This window comes from Streptomyces anthophorae (genome assembly GCF_049310305.1).
Taxonomy (GTDB): Bacteria; Actinomycetota; Actinomycetes; order Streptomycetales; family Streptomycetaceae; genus Streptomyces.
This window is the reverse complement of record NZ_JBLWQQ010000001.1, coordinates 373,513-390,323: the sequence shown is the minus strand read 5'-3', so window position 1 is coordinate 390,323 and position 16,811 is coordinate 373,513. Positions and strand designations below refer to the sequence as shown.

Below are 16,811 nucleotides of genomic sequence, written 5' to 3'. Positions count from 1 at the left end.
GTCGGCGCCGACCCCTTGTCACGGGGTGGGCCCCTCCATAACATCACCGAACCATTCAGCGGCACAAGAGAACCACCAGATGGTACGAGAGTGATTCTGGTCCGTGCCGGCCAAGCGGCGACGAGGGAGTCCCATGAGTGAAGTGGCAAGCAGACGGCGGCTGGTGCAGCCAAGGGTGGCGGTCGCGGCCGTCTTCGGGACGACCGTCGAGTGGTACGACTTCGCGCTCTACGGCACCGCGGCGTCACTGGTCTTCAACAAGGTGTACTTCCCCGACAGCGACCCGCTCGTCGGCACGATCCTCGCCTACGGCACCTTCGCCATCGGCTTCCTCGCCCGCCCGCTCGGCGGCGCCTACTTCGGCGAGAAGGGCGACACCCAGGGCCGCAAGAAGGTCCTCGTGGCCACCCTGCTCCTGATGGGTCTTGCCACCACCGCCATCGGACTGCTGCCGACGTACGCGCAGATCGGCCTGGCCGCACCGGTGCTGCTCACACTGCTGCGCTTCGTCCAGGGCTTCGCCGCGGGCGGCGAGAAGACCGGCGCGCTGATCATCCTCTTCGAGAACGCCCCGCCGAAATGGCGTGGGCTGCTCACCTCACTGCCCGCCATCGGCACGGGCACCGGCACCCTGCTGTCCACCGGCGTCTTCGCGCTGTGCACCGGGCTGCTGAGCGACGAGGCCTTCCTGGCCTGGGGCTGGCGTGTGCCGTTCCTGTTCAGCGCCGCGCTCACCCTGTTCGGCCTGTGGGTGCGCAGGTCGCTCGACGAGACCGCCGAGTTCAAGGAGAGCGGCGCGCCCGCTCCCCGCGAACGGACCGGCACCTGGCGCAGGCGCCTCGCCCGCACCCGGTTCGTGGAGGCCTGGCGGCGCTACCCCAAGGAGATGATGATCGTTATCGGCGCGGGCGCCGCCGAGAACGCCGGCTACTACATCTTCGGCACCTTCTCCGTCGCGTACGCCGAGGACCGCGGCCTGTCGACCGCCGCGCTGCTCAGCGGGATCTCGGTCGCGGCGGCGGTGAAGCTGGTGACGGTGCCCGCGTTCGGTGCGCTCTCCGACCGCGTTGGACGGCGAGCCGTGTCGATCGGCGGGGCGCTGGTACTGCTGTTCGCGGCGTGGCCGTTCTTCTGGGTCGTGGAGGGCGGCAGTACGGCGCTCATCTGGGTCGCGCTGATCGTCACGCTCGGCATCGGCCAGTCGGCGATCCTCGGATCGCAGCCCGCCTTCTTCGCCGAACTCTTCGACACGAAGGTCCGGTTCAGCGCCGTCGGCGTCGCCAACAACATCGGTACGGTCCTGACCGGCGGGCTCGCCCCGATGCTGGCCACCGCGCTGCTGCTCTGGTTCGACCACAGCGTGACCGGTGTCGTCGTCTTCATCGCCCTGATGAGCGGACTCACGGCGGGGACGGTCCTCCTGGCCAGGGAGACGCGACCGGTGGCGGACGCCGAGGCGCGGGCCGAGGCGCCGGCGTCGATGCCGGGCTGAACCGCGCCCGCACACCTGGGATCCGCCATGGGCTGCCGTCACACGAGTCGCCCGGAACACCTGGCGGACCGATACATGTCGGAGGCGGCACAGGCTCCTCGATGATGCACGGCACACCGACGTCCGGGTCGCCTCTCGGCGCGCTCGGACGTGTCCGTCTCATCTGGAGTCAGTCGCCATGACACAGCCACACCCCCCACGTCGCTCCGCAAGAGACCACCGCGACACCCGCACAGGCGTGCGCCGCTGGATCGGCGCCGCCGCGGCAGCCCTCGCCCTCCTGGCCGGGCTCCTGGCCGCCGCGCCCCAGGCATCCGCCGCGGGCCTGACCCAGCTCACCGGGTTCGGTTCCAATCCCGGGAACCTGTCCATGTACGCGTACAAGCCCGACACCCTGCCCGCCGGTGCGCCTCTCGTGGTCGCCCTGCACGGCTGTACGCAGAGCGCGAGCGACTACTACGGCCACTCGGGCTGGCCGAAGTTCGCCGACAGCTACGGCTTCGCGGTGGTCTTCCCGCAGACCAGCAGCGCGAACAACGCCAACTCCTGCTTCAACTGGTTCCAGTCGGGCGACAGTTCGCGCGGCCAGGGCGAGGCACTGTCCATCAAGCAGATGGTCGACAAGGCCGTCGAGCAGTACGGCAGTGACACCGGGCGCGTGTACGTCACCGGGCTGTCCGCCGGGGCCGGCATGACCGCGAACCTGCTCGCCGCCTACCCCGATGTCTTCGCGGGCGGCTCCATCGACTCGGGCCTGCCCGCCTCCTGCGCGACGAGTGTGTCCGCCGCCTACACGTGCATGTACAGCCCGCCGGACAGGACCCCCGCCCAGTGGGGCGACCTCGTGCGCTCGGCCGCGCCCGCCGGCACCACGTCCTGGCCCCGGGTGGCCATCTGGCAGGGCACCGCGGACACCACCGTCGTACCGGCCAACGCCGACGAGCTGCGCGACCAGTGGACGAACGTGTGGGGCATCGGCCAGACACCGTCCCGCACCGAAAGCCTCAGCGGGGGCACCACGTTGAGCGTCTACGACGACACCGCGGGCAAGGCGGCCGTCGAGGTGTACTCCATCTCCGGCATGAACCACGGCCTCGCCGTCGACCCGGGCAGCGGCGCGGAACAGTGCGGCACGACCGGCACGTACTACCTCGACACCATCTGCTCCAGCTATCACACGGCCCGCTTCTGGGGCCTCGACAAGGGCGCGGACGGTGGCGGCGACACCCCGGGCAGCCTGCCCGCGCCCACCGGACTGAAGGTGTCCGGCACCACCGACACCACCGCCTCCCTGACGTGGAACACGGTCGACGGAGCGGCCGCGTACGACGTCTACCGCGGCGGATCGAAGGTGGGCACCGCCACGTCGGCCTCGTACACCGACACCGGACTCGCGACCGGCACGTCGTACGGCTACACGGTGGCGGCCGTCGACGCCGAGGGAGCCGCCGGGGCGAAGTCCGCGTCGGTGACCGCGACGACCAGCGGTTTCACGCCCACATGCCACACGGCGAGCAACTACCAGCACACCGTGGACGGACGCGCCCACCAGAGCGGCGGCTACACCTACGCCAACGGCTCCAACCAGGCCATGGGCCTGTGGAACACCCTCACCACGCACACGCTCAAACAGACCTCCGCCGGCTACTACGTCCTCGCCGACTCCGGCTGCTCGGCCTGACCCCCCGGGGCGCCCGCACTCGGGCTCACGGGCGCCCCTCCTCCACGGCCGCCAACTTCTCCAGCAGCGCATCCCGTTCGAGATCGAACCGCGGATCCGCCGGGAGGAGGAGCCGACGCCACCAGGACGGCCGCGCCGCCCGGCTAGGCGGCGCACGGCCGCGTTGCCGGGGCGTGCCGTGACGGGGCGGGCGCCGTCGTCAGGTCTCCCGGGCGGTGAGCTGCTCCAGCACCGCCCCCAGCAGCCCCGCCGGAACCCGCAGTGCGTGCAGTGCCGAGATCTTTGACGTCAGCGGGGCGCGGGAGGTCACGATGCGCCACATCTCCAGCTTCGTGGGGTTGTCGAACTGGGCCGCGGCGAGGATGCCCTGGACGGTGTCGGTCGTGCGGTCCTGGTGGAGCGGCGAGCCCAGCTTGACCTCGACCGTCGTGGCGCAGGAGGTGGCTGCGGCCTCGGCCGTGACGCTGAAGCGGCCCGGTCCGCCGGTGACCTCGGCCGGTTCTCCGTCGACGAGGGCCGGGCCCGTGGGCAGGTCCGCCAGGAAGGTGACCGTCCAGGTGCGGGCGGCCGGGACGATGCCGTCGGGGCCGTCCGCCGGACCGATGCGCAGGATGCCGGACTCGGCGTCCCACTCCAGACGTGTGGTCGCCGTGCGCAGGTTCGTGCCGTCGCCCTGGCCGTCGTCCTCGATCAGGGTGAACGTGCCGCTGTCCGAGGGCGCGACGAGCAGTTCCAGGTGACCGGGATTGCGGGTGGCGTCCAGGTCGTCGGGCCCGGCGAGCGGGAGGATGCCGCCGCCGCGCAGCAGGGCCGGCACCCCGTCGAGGCCTCGGTGCAGCTCGATGTGGCGGTCGCCGTCGTACACCGTGCCGGTGAAGATGTCGGTCCAGGCGCCGGGCGGCAGCCAGGCCGGTGTGGCGGAGAGCAGTGTCACCTCGTCGCGGCGGGTGGTGAGGGGGGCCACGATCAGCTCGCTGCCGAAGGCGAACTGGTTGGGCACGTCGTACGCCTCGTGGCGCTCGGGCTCGATGTGGTACATCGGGCGGACCAAAGGGGTGCCCGTCGCCGCGAGGTGGTTCATGGTGTGCAGGTACGGCACGAGCCGGTGCCGGAACCGCAGTGCCTCGCCCATCGCCTGCCGGGGTTCGGACGGGAACTGCCACGGCTCCTTGCGGATGAACGGGTTGTTCGCCGAGTGCAGTCGCAGGATGGGGGAGAAGACCCCCAACTGCACCCAGCGCGTGGCCAGTTCGTCGTCGCGAACGCCACGTGTGTGGCCGCCGATGTCGTGGCTCCACCAGCCGTAGCCGATATTGGCCGACGACGCGGTGAACTCGGGCTGGAAGGCGAGGGACTCCCACGACACCACTGTGTCACCGGAGAACCCGACACCGTAGCGCTGGCTGCCGGGACCGGCGTAGCGGGAGAACGCCATCGGACGGCGGCCCTCACGCCCCGAGTCGAGGAAGTGGAAGTGGTTCAGCAGCCAGAGCGGGTCCACGTCCGGGATCCGGGACGTGCTGCCCTGCTGCCAGTCGACCCACCAGAAGTCGACGCCTTGGTCCTCCAGCGGGTGGTGCAGGAGCCGGAAGTAGGCGTCGAGGAAAGCCCGGTCGGTGAGGTCGAACGGGATCGTCGCGTCGGAGGCGGGATCGATGCCGACCGCCCGAGCCATCTGCGGGTACGCGTCCTCGAACGGGCGGACCCCGTCGGCGGGGTGCAGGTTCAGGGTCGTGCGCAGGCCCCGGCGGCGCAGCTCGCCGAGGAAGGCCTCCGGGTCCGGGATGAGGTCCCGCTCCCACGAATAGCCGGTCCAGCCGGTCCCGTACCGCGGTGGCACCGAGCCGACGCGGTGCCAGTCCATGTCGATCACGGCCACGGAGAACGGCAGCTTCTCGGCGTCGAAGCGGTCGAACAACTCGAGGTACGCGTCGGCGGTGTACGCGTGGTAGCGGCTCCACCAGTTGCCCAGCGCCCAGCGCGGCAGCACGGGCGGGCGCCCCGACAGCGCGTACAGGGCCTCGACCGCCTCGCCGTAGTCGTGGCCGTACGCGAAGACGTACAGGTCGCGCCGGCCGGGCCGGCGCGATGCCACCCACCCCTCGTCGTCGAAGAGGAACGACGCCGAGTCGTCGATGACGGCGATACCGTCCCGGGCGGCGACACCGTCCTCCAGTGGGATGCGCCCGTCTGCGTCGTCGAGGGTGCGTGCCGTGCCACCCAAGTTGTCCGGGCGCCGCTCGCCGAACCGCCAGCGACCACCGGCCGGGGACGTGACCACAAGCCCGGTCGCGCTGAACTCCCGCCGGTCGTACAGGAGATGGAGGCGACCCGTGGACACCTCCAGCGCGTCGTCGCTCTCGCGGACCGTGAACTCGGGTGTGGTCCGGTCGCGGTGGAGCGCGAAGCTCGACGCGCGGTCCTCGAACCCGCCGTCCTCGGACCACTCCAGGCGCAGCAGACCGTCGGTGAGCACGGTGATGCGCCAGTGGTCGCCGCGCAGGACCGACGCGTCGCGGGCGCGGGGGTGTGCCGGGATCCGGCTGAGTGCTGTCGTTGTCATGCCTTGACTGCCCCTTGGGTCACTCCGCTGATCACCCAGCGCTGGGAGAACAGGTAGACGAGTACGGTCGGTGCCATCGCCATGAGGTAGGAGGCGAAGGCGACGTTGTAGTTGGTGTCGAACTTGCTCTGGAAGATGGTCTGCAGGACCGGCAGCGTCTGCAGCCCCGGATCGGATGTGATCAGCGAGGGCAGCATGAAGTCGTTCCAGGAGGCGAGGAAGGCGAAGATCCCGACGGTCGCGTTCATCGGCCCGAGCAGCGGCAGGATGATCCGCCGGAAGATCTGCCCGGTCGTGGCGCCGTCCATCCGCGCGCTCTCCTCCAGTTCCATCGGGACCGAGCGCAGATACGCGGTGTAAAGCAGCACGCTGAACGACAGCTGGAAGACGATGTGCAGCAGGGCGACACCCACCGGGCTGTCGATGCTCAGCAGCGCGGTCAGCTTGATCTGCGGCAGCGCCACCACCGGGAACGGCAGGAACATCGCGCCCAGCAGATAGAAGAACGACCAGCGGAAGATCCGCCGGTCCCAGTTGCGGGCGATGGCGTACGCGGCGAGCGAACTGAGCGCCAGCGTGCCGAGGACCGAGGCCGCGGCCACCGCAACGGAGATGGAGAACGAGACGGGGAAGTCCGTGATGCGCCAGGCGTCGGCGAAGCTGCTCAGGTCGATCGGCCACGGCAGCGCGAAGGCGTCGCCGTCGGCTGCCTGCGCCGAGGACTTCAGGGCCATGGCCACGGTGACGTACAGCGGCACCAGGACCGTCAGCGAGGCCACCACGAGCAGCAGGGTGACCGGCCGGTTGGTGGCGTCCTTGCCGCGGCGGCGGGCGCGCGTGACGGCCTGCCGCAGGGGAGGCGTGTTCCGTGTGGTGCGCTCGGACGGCGGGAGAGTGGTGGTCATGACAGCCGAAGCCCCCTTCCGCGGGTGGCCAGGAGTTGCAGCAGGGACACCACTACCGTCAGCACGAAGAAGATGGTGGCGTTGGACATCTGGTACGCGTAGTCGCCGCCCGAGTAGCCACTGAAGATCGTCATGGCGACGCTGTTGGTGGCGGTGCCGGGCCCGCCGTCGGTGAGGCCCTTGATGATGTCGTAGGCGTTCAGATAGCCCTTGACGCCGAGGATGGTGTTGATGACGAGATACCCGGAGACCAGGGGCAGGGTGATGGACCGGAACCTGCGCCAGGCCGATGCCCCGTCGATGGAGGCCGCCTCGTACAGCTCGCCCGGGATCGACAGCAGGCCGGCGATGTAGATGAGCAGTGCGCCCGGGATCGTCTGCCACGCGGAGACGAGCATGATGGAGATCCAGGCCAGATCGGGATTGCCGAGGATGCTCTCCTCCAGCGGACCGAATCCGGCCCAAGTGGCAAGGGAGGGCAGCGTGTTGGAGAAGAGATAGCTGAAGACGTAGGCGGCGACGATCCCGGATATCACCATGGGGATGACGAAGACGCTCCGCAGGGCCGTCAGGAACCGCACGCGGCTCGTCAGGCCGAGAGCGAGCGCCAGCGCGACACTCTGCGCGAGCACCACGGTCACCAGGGCCAGGCCGAGGGTGAACGTGTACGAGTCCCGGATCGCAGGGTCGGAGAAGAGTGCCACGTAGTTCGTGAAGCCGGTGAACCGCCACTCACCGAACCCCACGTAGTCGGTGAAGCTGTAGAAGATGCCGACCAGTGCCGGGCCCAGGACGAGCCCGGTGAAGAGCAGAAGCGTCGGCAGCAGGAACCAGTAGTAGACGGGTTCGACCCGTCGCCGCCCGCGGCCGGGCGGAGCGGTGGTCACGCCTCGTGGGACGGGGGGAGGGACTGCCATGAGGTCTCCTACTTCGTCTTCGTCGAGGAGCGGATCGCGAATCGCCGCCAGTCGGCGTCCAGTTGCTGGAGCATCGCGTCGAAGTTCCCGGTGGCGATCGCCGTCTGGAGGTAGTTGCCCACGGGGATGGACGGCGGGATGAAGGTGCCCGCACCGAGATAGAAGGCCGCCGAGTCGACGTAGGGCTGCAACCCGGACAGTCGCGGGTCCTTCGCCGCCGGCGCGTCCTTGGTGACTCCGTACGCGAGATTGTCCCGGTTGTACGCGTCGATGATCTCCGGCCGCATCAGGAAGTCGACCAGCTCCTTGGCCTCGTCGGGGTGGTCCGCCCCGGTCGGGATCCACAGCGCGAGGTCGATGTTCACGCGGGCCTTGCGGTCGGCGGCGCGCTCCGTGACCGGCAGCGCGAAGGTGCCGATGTCCAGGTGCGGATCGACCGCGGCGATCTGCGTCAGTGCCCAGGGGCCTTGCAGATACATGGCCGCGCGGCCCTTGCCGAAGGCGAGATTCCCGTCCGGGTACGAGCGGGTGGCGGCGTCCCGGTTGTAGAACTTCGTGAGCGTACGGGCCCGGTCCATGGCCTCCGCGAAGTCCTTCTGGAACGAGACGGGCGAGGACGGGCCGACGTCCGTGCCCTGCTCCTGAAGCTTGCGGAAGAACGAGGCGCTGTCGACCAGTCCGCCGGCGCAGTAGTCGAAGAGGCCCTGCCAGACCGTCCACACCTCCTTGCTGGTCGCGTAGATCGGGGTGACCTTCGCGGCCTGCAACTCCTTGCACACATCGACGAATTCGGTCCACGTCGTCGGCACCGGGAGGCGGTACTTCGCGAAGATCTTCTTGTTGTAGATGACTCCTGCGGCGGCCAGCGAGTACGGCAGGACGCTGGTCCGTCCCGGATACGTCGCGTACTGCTCGGCGAGCCGGGCGACGCTGCCGGTGATGCGCCGGGCCGCGGGCCGGTCCGACACGTCGGAGAGCACGCCGCGCTCGATGTACCGGGCCAGCTCCAGGTTGTTGTTGAAGCAACCCACGTCGGCGGGCTGGGCGCGGACGAACTGCGGCGCGATGGCATCCGTCGTGTCGTGCACGACACGCACCCCGGGCCGGCTGCGCTCGAACTTCCCCAGCACCTTGTCGAAGTAGGCGATGACCTCACGCTTTTGCAGATAGAAGCGCATCGTGGTCCGCGACTGCCCGGACGCGTCGCCGCCGCAGCCGGTGAGTCCGATGGCGCCGAGCGCGGCCCCGGCACCCGCCGCCGCGACGAGGCCGCGACGGCTCGGGCCGCGGGCACCCCGGATCGTGGCTCGCTCTGGTCCGATCGACACCTCGTCGCCTCCTGAGGTCGGGGTCACGCCACCGCGGGGCATGCGGGCCCGGGGGTGTGTGAGTTCAGTTACGAGCAGAGCGCGGCGAACTTACAGCGCTGTAAATTTGGGTGTCAACAGGTAGGGTTCGGCGCGCAGTCGGCGGGGCGTCCGACCAGGCGCGGTCCCCGCGCCGGTCCACGGCGGCTCGCGCGTAGGCCCACCAGGAGGCGAAGTGCCCAACGTCCGCCTGAGCGATGTCGCCCAGCACGCAGGCGTCTCGACGAAGACGGTCTCGAACGTCGTCCACGGCTATGTGCACGTGCGCGAGAGCACACGAGCCAAGGTCCAGCGCGCCATCGACGAGCTGGGCTACCGGCCCAACCTGCGTGGCCGCAACCTGGCCACCGGCCGCACCGGAATGATCGCGCTCGCCTTCCCCGACCTGCGCATCCCGTACTTCGCCGAGCTCGCGCACGTCCTGTCGCGGGCGGCCGGCGAGCGCGGCTACCGGCTGCTGCTCGAGGAGTCCGGCGACGATCCGGAGATCGAGCGCGCCATCCTGTCCGCGCGGGAGGCGGGCGTCGTCGACGGTGTGCTCCTTCAGCCCTCGTGGCTGAACTCCACGGAGATCGCCCAGCACCGCCGGGGGGTCCCGGTCGTGCTCCTGGGGGAGAGCGCCGCGCCGCTCACCGTCGACCATGTGCGGATCGACAACATCGCGGCCGCCGCGCAGGTCGTGGAGCACCTCGCCGCCCTGGGGCGGCGCCGCATCGCCTTCCTGTGCGCCGAGGAGTCGGCGCCCAGCGAGACGTCCAGACAGCGCCTCATCGGCTACCAACAGGGGCTGGAGACCTGCGGGCTTCCGGTCGATCCCGGCCTGATCGTCACCGGCCGTGTGGCCGACGCACACTCCGGCGCGCAGGTTCTGGGGGCCGCGCTCGACGGTGGCATGGCACCGGACGCCGTGTTCTGCCGTGACGACCTGGTCGCGCTGGGTGCCCTGCGGGCGCTGGGCGAGCGGGGGCTTCGGGTGCCGGAGGACGTCGCGGTCACGGGCTGGGACGACAGCAGGCTCGCGTCGGCGGTGCGGCCGAGCCTGACCTGCGTACGGGCCGACGAGGCCGAACTGGCGCGGCGCGCGCTCGACTTGCTGATCGAGCGCATCGAGGGTTTCGAAGGGCTCGGTCGGCACGAGGTCGTCCCGTACTCGCTGGTGGTCAGGGAGAGCGCGCCGCAGCCGACCGACTGAGCGGCGGGTGGGGTCGGCGGCCCGGCAGTTGTCCAGTGCGGCTGTCCCGTGCAGTTCGCCCTTTCTCATTTACAGCGATGTAAAACGATGCTGTGATGAGCGTCGAGGGCTTCCGATTCGGTGGTGCGTGGACCGCGCCGAACGCTGCTCCTCGAACGCACCCGTCACGACGCCCCAGGAGAGTGCATGGCCCAGGACCTGCCCCGCCCGGAGTACCCGCGCCCCGGCTTCGTCCGGACGGAGTGGCTCAATCTCAACGGCCCGTGGCAGTTCGCCCGGGATCCCGGCGACAGCGGGCTCGAACGAGGCCTGGTCGACGCCGAGTTGCCCGAGCTGATCACCGTCCCGTTCTGCCCGGAGTCGGAGCTGTCCGGCATCGGAGACACGGACTTCCACGCCGCCGTCTGGTACCGGCGCACCGTGCGGGTGCCCGCCGAGTGGGCCGGGCGCAGGGCCGTGCTGCACTTCGGAGCCGTCGACCACGACGCGACGGTCTGGGTGAACGGGCGGGAAGTCGCCCGGCACAGCGGCGGGTTCACCTCGTTCGGCGCCGACCTGGGCGATGCGGTGCGGCCCGGCGAGGACGCCACGATCGTCGTGCGGGCAAGGGACGACTCCAAGGGCCCGCAGGCACGCGGCAAGCAGTCCGACCGGTACGCCAACTACAGCTGCCTGTACACCCGGACGACCGGGATCTGGCAGACGGTGTGGATGGAACCGGTCGCCGACACCCACCTCGGCCGCCCGCGCATCACCCCCGACCTGGCCGCGGGCTGCTTCCACCTCGAACTGCCGCTGTCCGGGAGGCGGACGGGCCACCGTGTCCGCGCCCGCCTGACCGACGCGCGGGGAACGGTCGCCGAGGCCTCGGTCGCCGCCCACCTCGACCTCGCACCGCGCCTCGTCCTGCCCATCCCCGAGGAGCGGCGCAGGAGTTGGTCGCCCCAGGACCCGCACCTGTACGAGATCCACCTCGACGTCGTCGACGCGTCCGGCGCGGTCGTCGACTCGGCGGTGTGCACGGCGGGCCTGCGCTCGGTCACCGTCGACGGCAAGCGGGTGCTGCTCAATGGGGAGCCGGTCTTCCAGCGGCTCGTCCTGGACCAGGGCTACTACCCGGACGGCCTGATGACGGCCCCCGACGACGCGGCGCTCGTCCGCGACATCGAGCTCTCCCTCGCCGCCGGCTTCAACGGGGCGCGCCTGCACCAGAAGGTGTTCGAGGAGCGCTTCCTGCACCACGCCGACCGGCTCGGTTACCTGGTGTGGGGCGAGTTCGGTGACTGGGGTGCGAGCACGGGGCCCGTGAGCACCGACAATCAGCAGCCCACCAGCGGGTTCGTGGCGCAGTGGCTGGAGGCCGTCGAGCGCGACTACAACCACCCGTCGATCATCGGCTGGTGTCCGCTGAACGAGACACGTCAGCGGCTCTCGGACCGCCGGTCCGTGCTCGACGAGGTCACCCGCGCCATGTTCCTCGCGACCAAGGCCGCGGACACCACACGGCCGGTCCTCGACGCATCCGGCTACGCACACCGCGTACCGGAGACGGACATCTACGACTCCCACTGCTACGAGCAGAACCCGGAGATCTTCGGCAGGCTGATGAGCGGCCTCGCCAAGGACGAGCCGTTCGTCAACCCGCAGGACGAGGCGCCGGACGCCACCTGGTCCGTCCCGTACCGCGGACAGCCGTACTTCTGCAGCGAGTTCGGCGGGATCTGGTGGAACCCCGACGAGGCGGAGGCCGCGGGCGAGGACCGCGACGTCTCGTGGGGCTACGGCCAACGGCCGCGCGACGAGGAGGAGTTCCACCACCGCTTCACGGGCCTCACCGGCGTCCTCCTGGACGACCCGGACATGTTCGGCTACTGCTACACGCAGCTCACCGACGTCTTCCAGGAGCAGAACGGCGTCTACCGCTTCGACCGCTCCGAGAAGCTGGACGTGGCACGGGTGCGCGCGGCGCAGGTGCGGCCCGCAGCCATCGAGGGAGACGGTCGGTCGAGGACATGACGTAGATAGCTGTGCGGGTCGGCCAGATAGCGGCGCCAGTGGTCGACCAGCGCCAGGTCCTGCCAGGTGGTGCGCCGCATCCCGTGCTCGTCGAGCTCGAGGATGTCGGCGCCGGGCAGCGCCGTCAGGAGTGGGGAGTGGGTGGCGCAGACGACCTGGCCACCCGCCTTCGTCAGCTCGGAGAGGTGGCCCAGCAATTCCAGGCAGGACGTGAAGGAGAGCGCCGCCTCCGGCTCGTCGAGCACTTACAGGCCCGGCTGTAGGAACTTGCCGCGGAAGGCGGCCAGGAAGCCCTCGCCGTGGCTGACCGAGTCCGGGTCGAACCCCTCCCGGTCCAGCGCGTCAATGGCCGTCTCGGCACGCAGGAAGAAACCCTTGCGCGCCGACCAGCTGCCCAGCATGCGCCGCCCGCGGGGCGCGGCGTCGAACCGTAGGTGCTCGCCGAGCACCGACTTCCGCCGGTGCGACGCGTAGCGCCAGTCGTGCGAGCCGCCCCAGGAGTCCAGGCCGAAGCCTTCCGCGAGGGCCTCGACCAGCGTCGACTTCCCCGAGCCGTTCGCACAGGCAGCACTGACAGTCGCCGTCCCGCGCATCCGAGCTGTGCCCGTCAGCGCCGCCCGGCCGCCGCCTCCGCAAGCGCCGGCGCGGCCGTGAACACGGCGAGGAACGCGCCGCGGACCTGTTCGGCGACCGCGTCCGGGCCGGCGGCGTCGAACTTGCCGTCGAGGTGCAGGAACGCCAGGCCGTGGACCAGGGCCCACACCGGTGTCCACAGGGTGTCCGGATCGGCGCCGGGGACGGCCCGGCGCACGGTGTCGCGGACGTAGTCGGCGATGGCGGCGGTCGCGGCGACCCGCTCCTCGTTGGCGGGGTCGCAGGGCTCGGCGAACATGGCCCGGAACAGCGCGGGGTGGTCGAGCGCGAAGCGGACGTAGGCGACGGCGATCTCCGCGAGCTCGTCCGGGGTCACGGGGGAGGGGTGGGCGGCCAACAGCTGCTCGGCCAGCTCGCGGTAGCCCTCGGCGGCGACGGCGGAGACGAGTGCTTCACGGTCCTCGAAGTGCCGGTAGGGCGCGGTCGGCGACACGCCCGCGCGGCGTGCGACGGCCCGCATCGACAGCGCGGCGCTGCCGTCCTCCTCCAGCAGCTCGCGCGCGGCGCGCAGGCAGGCGGCGCGCAGGTCGCCGTGATGGTACGCCGTCCCCTGTGGCACAGGTCACGCCCTCTCATGTATGCACCGCTTACATTCTCTGGTTAATGTGAGCGCTGTACACATTCTAGGCGATCGCCCTGCGCGGTCGCGCCGCCGTGGCCGGACACGCCATGTCGAACGCGTCGCGGACGGACACAGAGGGAAGAGGGATTCGGATGACCAGCGGGCTGTTCTCGCCGTTGTCCCTGCGATCCGGGCAGGTCCTGGGCAACCGGATCGCCAAGGCCGCCATGGAGGAGAACCTGGCCGACGAGGGGCAGTTGCCGGGACCGCACCTCCTCGCGCTGTACCGGCGCTGGGCCGCGGGCGGCACCGGGCTGCTGATCACCGGCAACGTCATGGTGCACGCCGAGGCGCTGACCGGCCCCGCGGGCGTCGTGCTCGACGAGGCCGCGCCGCTGGAGCCTTTCACCGCGTGGGCCGAGGCCGGGAAGTCGGGCGGCGGCGCGCTGTGGATGCAGATCAACCACCCCGGCCGCCAGGTGCAGTCCGGCATGCCGGGCGTGGTGTGGGGCCCCTCCGACGTGGGCGTCGACCTGGGGCGGCACAGTGGCCGCTTCGGCAGCCCCACCGCCATGACGGCCGAGCAGATCGACGCCACGGTGAACCGCTTCGCGGTGACGGCCCGGCGTGCCGAGGAGGCCGGCTTCGACGGCGTGGAGATCCATGCCGCGCACGGCTATCTGCTGTCGCAATTCCTGTCTCCGCTGGTCAACAAGCGGACGGACGAATGGGGCGGCTCGCTGGAGAACCGGGCCCGGCTGCTCCTCGACATCGTCCGCGCGGTGCGCGCCGACGTCTCGCCCTCCTTCGGGGTCGGCGTGAAGCTCAACTCCGCCGACTTCCAGCGCGGCGGGTTCGACGCCGACGACGCGCGCCAGGTCATCGGGATGCTCGAACCGCTCGGCGTGGACCTCGTCGAACTGTCCGGCGGCAGCTACGAGAGCCCGGCGATGACCGGCCGCCCCGCCGACGAGCGCACCCAGGCCCGCGAGGCCTACTTCCTCGACCTGGCCAAGGACCTCGTCAAGGAGAGCCCGCTGCCCCTCATGCTCACCGGTGGCATCACCCGCCGCGAGACCGCGGAGCGGGTCCTCGACAGCGGAGTGGCGCTCGTCGGCATGGGCACGGCCCTCTCCGTCACCCCCGACCTGCCCGAACGCTGGCGCGGCGACCGCGAGGCCGAGCGCCGGCTGCGCCCGGTGACCTGGTCGGACAAGTCCCTCGCCTCGGCCGCCGCCATGGCCCAGGTCCGCCACCAGATGCGCCGCATCGCCCACGGCCGGGACCCCAGGCCCGGCACCCACCCGGCACGCGCCCTGCTCTGCGAACAGGGCCGACAGCGACGCGCCCTGCGCCGCTACCGCACCTGGCTGAGCACGTCACGCCCCACGGCCACTGCCGCCGACCGAGCCGCGTGACCGCGAGACGGCTTGCGTGCCACACGTGAGACACGACGATGGACGAGGAAGGAAGCGATACCGATGTCGTCACTTGCGCGGACGCGGTGAGTGTCGATCCGGATGATCCGTGTGATCTGGGTGGCCGTACGGCAAGGGCGACTCGAACCGGTTGGAGGCCCCGCATGACACCAAACCCCCCGCGGATCGCGGCCCTCGTCATCGACGCCGAGGATCCGGAGCGGCTGGCCGCGTTCTGGTCCGAGGTGCTCGGGCGTCCCGTCGAGAGCCGTACGGGCCCGTACACCTGGCTGCGTCGGGAGGGCGGTCTGGTGTTCGGGGTTCAGCGGAATCCGCGGCCCACGCCCGGCAAGGACCGCATGCACGTCGACCTGACATCAGCTGACCTGCCCGCCGAACAGCGGCGGATCGAGGCGCTCGGCGGGCGGCGGCTGACGGAGTACGACGAGGGCGGGTTCCTGGTGATGGCGGACCCGGAGGGCAACGAGTTCTGCATCCTGCCCGAAGGATCCGTGGAGATGGACGACGACGGGCGCGCCCACTACCTGGAGTGATCCGGCTCGCCGGACAGGTCCTGCGGTTCGCGGCTTGCCGGGACCGCACCGTCCGGCACCGTGCTGTCCGGCAGCGCCGCCGCCGTCTCGTACCGCCGCGCCCCGAACCGGTACACCAGCACCAGCACCGCGAAGAACGGCAGGCCCGCCTTCCAGGAGTCCTCCAGGCCCTCGATGAACACGGTCGAGACCAGGATCGCCGCGAGGGCGAGTGCCGCCGCGACGGTGGTGAAGGGCGCGCCCCGCAGTCGCGCCGGTGAGGCGGGCAGGCAGTGCCGGGTGCGGTGGCGGCGGAAGGCCAGATGCGAGGCCAGGATGAGGATCCACACCACCAGCGCGCCGAACACCGATATGCCGAAGAGCAGGATGTACGCCGTGTCCTCGGAGTGCACCGACAGGAGCGCCGCCGCGCCCAGGCCGATGCCGGAGACGGCGAGCGCCCGGTGCGGGACGCCGCGCGTGCCGACCCGTGCGAACAGGCGCGGCGCGTGCCGGTCCACCGCCAGGGAGTGGATCATGCGGGTGGCCAGGTAGGTGTTGGCGTTGGCGCTGGAGAGGGCCGCGGTGAGCACGACGAAGTTCATGATGCCGGCCGCCGCCGGGATGCCCGCGACATCGAAGAGCTGCACGAACGGGCTCGCCGTGACGTCGCCGCCCTTCGCCGTGCGCGTCCACGGCACGACGGTGACGACGACCGCCATCGCCAGGACGTAGAAGAGCGCGAGGCGGACGACCATCCGGCGGGCCGCGCGAGGGATGTCCCGCACCGGGTTCTCGGACTCGGCCGCGGTCACCGCGATGATCTCGGTGCCGATGTAGCTGAAGATGACGAACACGAAGGCCGTGGCGAGGCCGCTCATGCCGTGCGGGAGCAGTCCGCCGTGGCCGGACAGGTTCGAGGTGCCGACCGCCGCGTGTCCTGGCAGACCGAGGAACACGTACGCGCAGCCGAGCAGGACGAAGACCCCGATCGCCGTGATCTTGATCGTGGAGAACCAGTACTCGAGGCGGCCGAACACCCCGACGCTCAGCGCGTTCGCCGCGAGCAGCAGCAGCGAGAACGCCACCACCGGGAGCCAGAGCGGGAGCCCGGGCCACCAGAAGCGCACGTAGATGCCGGCCGCGATGACCTCGCCGCCGATCGCGATCACCTGGATCGTCCAGTACGTCCAGCGGATCACGAACCCGGCCAGCGGGCCCAGATAGTGCCGCGCGATGCTGCCGAAGGACCCGGCCGCCGGATGCACGGACGTCATCTCGGCGAGCGCCCAGCCGATCACGAGGGCGATCAGCGCGCACACCACATAGGCGATCACCGTGGCCGGGCCCGCGGCCGAGATGGCGAGACTTGACCCGAGGAACAGGCCGGTGCCGATGGCCCCGCCAAGACCCATCATGCTGAGCTGACGCCCGGTCAAGGACCGTTTCAGCCCGTGGTCCTGAGGCGGTGCCGAGTCGATGCGCGGGTCGTCGGGCATATCACTCGCTCC

At 70.7% G+C, this 16,811-nt stretch carries 12 protein-coding genes and 1 pseudogene; 6 read left to right on the top strand and 7 right to left on the bottom strand.

The genetic code is table 11. The features are described 5' to 3' along the window. Positions 1-133 precede the first annotated feature (133 nt). Positions 134-1,492, top strand: coding sequence for an MFS transporter (locus ACNYS0_RS01715; protein ID WP_422470814.1), 1,359 nt, complete (start codon positions 134-136; stop codon positions 1,490-1,492). 238 nt (positions 1,493-1,730) lie between these two features. Further along, positions 1,731-3,173, top strand: coding sequence for an extracellular catalytic domain type 1 short-chain-length polyhydroxyalkanoate depolymerase (locus ACNYS0_RS01710; protein ID WP_422470813.1), 1,443 nt, complete (start codon positions 1,731-1,733; stop codon positions 3,171-3,173). A 199-nt stretch (positions 3,174-3,372) separates the two neighbouring features. Here ACNYS0_RS01710 and ACNYS0_RS01705 read toward each other — a convergent pair whose 3' ends face one another. The 4 genes from ACNYS0_RS01705 to ACNYS0_RS01690 are packed head-to-tail and all read right to left on the bottom strand — an operon-like array spanning position 3,373 to position 8,886. Then, positions 3,373-5,736 (bottom strand): glycoside hydrolase family 31 protein, encoded by a 2,364-nt coding sequence (locus ACNYS0_RS01705; protein ID WP_422470812.1) that lies wholly within the window; start codon positions 5,734-5,736, stop codon positions 3,373-3,375. Next, the gene (locus ACNYS0_RS01700; RefSeq protein ID WP_422470811.1) at positions 5,733-6,641 is read right to left on the bottom strand and encodes a carbohydrate ABC transporter permease; all 909 of its coding nucleotides are present in this window, start codon (positions 6,639-6,641) and stop codon (positions 5,733-5,735) included. Before ACNYS0_RS01700 ends, ACNYS0_RS01705 begins: the two co-directional genes overlap by 4 nt. Beyond that, positions 6,638-7,558 (bottom strand): carbohydrate ABC transporter permease, encoded by a 921-nt coding sequence (locus tag ACNYS0_RS01695; protein WP_422470810.1) that lies wholly within the window; start codon positions 7,556-7,558, stop codon positions 6,638-6,640. The genes ACNYS0_RS01700 and ACNYS0_RS01695 overlap by 4 nt, the downstream gene beginning before the upstream one ends. A gap of 8 nt (positions 7,559-7,566) precedes the next feature. Further along, positions 7,567-8,886: an ABC transporter substrate-binding protein gene (locus ACNYS0_RS01690; RefSeq protein ID WP_422470809.1), complete on the bottom strand. Its 1,320-nt coding sequence runs from the start codon at positions 8,884-8,886 to the stop codon at positions 7,567-7,569. A 214-nt stretch (positions 8,887-9,100) separates the two neighbouring features. Here ACNYS0_RS01690 and ACNYS0_RS01685 point away from each other — a divergent pair, with 214 nt between their 5' ends. After that, complete coding sequence (locus ACNYS0_RS01685) at positions 9,101-10,117, top strand: LacI family DNA-binding transcriptional regulator (RefSeq protein ID WP_422470808.1); 1,017 nt, start codon at positions 9,101-9,103, stop codon at positions 10,115-10,117. Positions 10,118-10,303: 186 nt separating this feature from the next. Beyond that, positions 10,304-12,133: a glycoside hydrolase family 2 protein gene (locus ACNYS0_RS01680; RefSeq protein ID WP_422470807.1), complete on the top strand. Its 1,830-nt coding sequence runs from the start codon at positions 10,304-10,306 to the stop codon at positions 12,131-12,133. Here ACNYS0_RS01680 and ACNYS0_RS01675 read toward each other — a convergent pair. Both ACNYS0_RS01675 and ACNYS0_RS01670 read right to left on the bottom strand, forming a co-directional pair. Next, positions 12,121-12,744, bottom strand: a pseudogene (locus tag ACNYS0_RS01675) (AAA family ATPase); the annotation flags it as partial. The gene ACNYS0_RS01680 and the pseudogene ACNYS0_RS01675 sit on opposite strands and share 13 nt — an antisense overlap. Then, the gene (locus tag ACNYS0_RS01670) at positions 12,741-13,346 is read right to left on the bottom strand and encodes a TetR/AcrR family transcriptional regulator (protein WP_422470806.1); all 606 of its coding nucleotides are present in this window, start codon (positions 13,344-13,346) and stop codon (positions 12,741-12,743) included. The pseudogene ACNYS0_RS01675 and the gene ACNYS0_RS01670, both read right to left, overlap by 4 nt. A 155-nt stretch (positions 13,347-13,501) precedes the next feature. On the opposite strand from ACNYS0_RS01670, the gene ACNYS0_RS01665 reads away from it, so the two are divergent. Further along, complete coding sequence (locus tag ACNYS0_RS01665) at positions 13,502-14,767, top strand: NADH:flavin oxidoreductase/NADH oxidase family protein (RefSeq protein WP_422470805.1); 1,266 nt, start codon at positions 13,502-13,504, stop codon at positions 14,765-14,767. Between the two features lie 164 nt (positions 14,768-14,931). After that, positions 14,932-15,321 carry a VOC family protein gene (locus tag ACNYS0_RS01660; protein WP_422470804.1) on the top strand — a complete coding sequence of 130 codons (390 nt, stop codon included), beginning with the start codon at positions 14,932-14,934 and terminating at the stop codon, positions 15,319-15,321. On the opposite strand, the gene ACNYS0_RS01655 is transcribed toward ACNYS0_RS01660, so the two are convergent. Next, positions 15,309-16,799 carry an amino acid permease gene (locus ACNYS0_RS01655; protein WP_422470803.1) on the bottom strand — a complete coding sequence of 497 codons (1,491 nt, stop codon included), beginning with the start codon at positions 16,797-16,799 and terminating at the stop codon, positions 15,309-15,311. The genes ACNYS0_RS01660 and ACNYS0_RS01655 overlap by 13 nt on opposite strands. Positions 16,800-16,811 lie beyond the last annotated feature (12 nt).

Coding starts and splice junctions, on each gene's coding strand:
- ACNYS0_RS01705 (WP_422470812.1), bottom strand. CDS start 5,736: ATGACAACGACAGCACTCAGCCGGATCCCGGCACACCCCCGCGCCCGC.
- ACNYS0_RS01715 (WP_422470814.1), top strand. CDS start 134: ATGAGTGAAGTGGCAAGCAGACGGCGGCTGGTGCAGCCAAGGGTGGCG.
- ACNYS0_RS01700 (WP_422470811.1), bottom strand. CDS start 6,641: ATGACCACCACTCTCCCGCCGTCCGAGCGCACCACACGGAACACGCCT.
- ACNYS0_RS01655 (WP_422470803.1), bottom strand. CDS start 16,799: ATGCCCGACGACCCGCGCATCGACTCGGCACCGCCTCAGGACCACGGG.
- ACNYS0_RS01680 (WP_422470807.1), top strand. CDS start 10,304: ATGGCCCAGGACCTGCCCCGCCCGGAGTACCCGCGCCCCGGCTTCGTC.
- ACNYS0_RS01695 (WP_422470810.1), bottom strand. CDS start 7,558: ATGGCAGTCCCTCCCCCCGTCCCACGAGGCGTGACCACCGCTCCGCCC.
- ACNYS0_RS01665 (WP_422470805.1), top strand. CDS start 13,502: ATGACCAGCGGGCTGTTCTCGCCGTTGTCCCTGCGATCCGGGCAGGTC.
- ACNYS0_RS01660 (WP_422470804.1), top strand. CDS start 14,932: ATGACACCAAACCCCCCGCGGATCGCGGCCCTCGTCATCGACGCCGAG.